Source organism: Bradyrhizobium sp. (assembly GCF_019242285.1).
Lineage (GTDB): Bacteria > Pseudomonadota > Alphaproteobacteria > Rhizobiales > Xanthobacteraceae > Bradyrhizobium.
The window spans coordinates 1-2,006 of record NZ_JAFAVV010000230.1; the positions used below are offsets into that span (position 1 = coordinate 1).

General features: G+C 68.2%; 2 protein-coding genes. Both read right to left on the bottom strand.

Annotated features, from left to right (window positions below):
- Nucleotides 1–107: 107 nt before the first annotated feature.
- Nucleotides 108–974, bottom strand: coding sequence for a branched-chain amino acid ABC transporter permease (locus JOY90_RS08890; RefSeq protein ID WP_291690771.1), 867 nt, complete (start codon nucleotides 972–974; stop codon nucleotides 108–110).
- Nucleotides 975–980: 6 nt separating this feature from the next.
- Nucleotides 981–2,006, bottom strand: a 1,026-nt coding sequence (locus JOY90_RS08895) for an ABC transporter substrate-binding protein (protein ID WP_291690772.1), incomplete at its 5' end; no start/stop codon positions are given.

Genomic DNA, 2,006 nt, shown 5'->3' on the forward strand with positions numbered 1-2,006 from the left:
CAGCACCAGCGCGCCGAGCCGCTGGGTGAACGGGTCGGTGAACACCCACGGGAAGGCAAGCGCGGCCGCGAGCGCGAGCAGCGGCCAGAGCAGCCCGGCGCGGGCGCTCAAGCCCGGCCGAGCAGTCCCTGCGGCCGCGTCCACAACACCAGCACGAACAGCGAGTAGGTCACGACGTCCTTGTAGACCGCGCCGATGTAGAACGCCGACAGGCTCTCGATCACGCCGATCAGCAACCCGGCCAGCAGCGCGCCCGGCACGCTGCCGAAGCCGCCCAACGAGACGGTGACGAAGGCGACGATCGCGAGGCTCTCGCCGACGGTGGGCGAGATGTAGAAGAAGGTGGCGATCAGCGCGCCGGCGATCCCCGTCGCTCCCGCCGCCAGCGCCCACGCCACGGCCTGCATGCGCTGCGGCCGGATGCCCATCAGCTGCGCGGCCATCGCGTCCTCGGCGACGGCCAGGATGCGGCTGCCGAGCGCCGTGCCGGTCAGCAGCAGATGGAGCCCGGCCGTGACCAGGATCGCGATGCCACCGGCGAGCAGGCGGGACGCGGGGACGCGCACGCCGCCCCAATCGAACGTGCCGCCGACCAGCGTGTCCGGCAGCGAGCGGAAATCGGCGCCGAAATACCAGAACACGCCGTAGCGGATGAATAGTGCGAGGCCGAACGTGCCGAGGATCTGCGCCAGCATCGGCCCCTTCATGACATGGCGGACCAGCGCGAAATAGACGATGACGCCGAGCGTCGCGAGCACGATCGCGGCGATCGGCACGGCACCGGCCGGGCCGATCCCGAGCGCACTCCACAGGACGAACGCCACGTACATCGCCAGCATGACGAAGTCGCCATGGGCGAAGTTGATGACGTTCATCATGCCCCAGATCAGGGTGAGGCCCGAGGCGAACAAGGCATACACCGCGCCGAGCAGCAGGCCGCCGATGATGACCTGCAGGACCGTCGCGGTCAGCAAGCCGGGCTACCAGCCTTTGTACGGAAGCTGGAGCGGGGCGTCGGCGGCGTCCTTCGGCCAGACCGCCTTGTACTCGTTGCCCTGGAGCTGGATCAGCAGCGCGGCGGCGAGCGTGTTGTTCCCCTTCTCGTCGAAGCGGACGCCCTTGTAGCCGATCATGAGCTGGTCCGGCTTGAGGTCGGTCGCGCGCAGCGCCGCCTGGATCTTGGCCGGGTCCGTCGAGCCGGCGCGGTTGATCGCGTCGCACAGGGTCAGGAAGCCCATCATGGCGCGGGCCGAGGTGTCGTCGAGGTCGGCGCCGCGCTTCTGCTTGTACATCTCGTTGATGCGGGCGGTGACGCTGCCGGGCTTGCCCGCGTCGAAAGCGGAGCGGTTGATGGCGCCCTGGGCGAGGTCGCCGACGCTTTTGACGAACGCGGCGTCGGAGAAGCCGCTATCGTCGCCGATCAGCACCGGCGGCTTGTAGTCGAGCGCCTTCATCGTCTTCATGAACAGGATGGCATCGGACGTGTAGCTGACGAAGATCACCACGTCCGGTTTCTTGTCGCGGAGCTGCAGCACCTGCGCCTGCACGTCCGTAGTGTTGGCGCTGTACGGGATCTGCAGGCCGATGCTGAACCCGTTCTGCTTGGCCGCCTCCGCCAGCACCTTGGCGATCGAGGTGCCGTAGTCGGTGTTCTCGTTGACGACCGCGATCGTATCGATCTTGGTGCCGCCGGCTTTCAGATCCTTCAGGAACGCCATGTAGGTCTTGGCGATGTCGCCGGCGATCGGGGTGGTGCGGAAGAACCACTTGAAGCCGCGTTCGGTGAGATCGGCCGCGACCGACTCGCCGCTCACGAACGGAATGCCGTAGCGCTCGGCGATGGCGCTGGCCGTCAGCGTGACCCCGGACTGGTAGGCGCCGACGAGGGCGGCAACGTGCTCGTCGGTGATGAGGCGCAGCGCCTGGTTCTGCCCGGCCGCCGGCGAGCCCTGATTGTCGGCGAACACCACTTGCACCTTCGCGCCGCCGAGGTTCGGCAGGCCGGC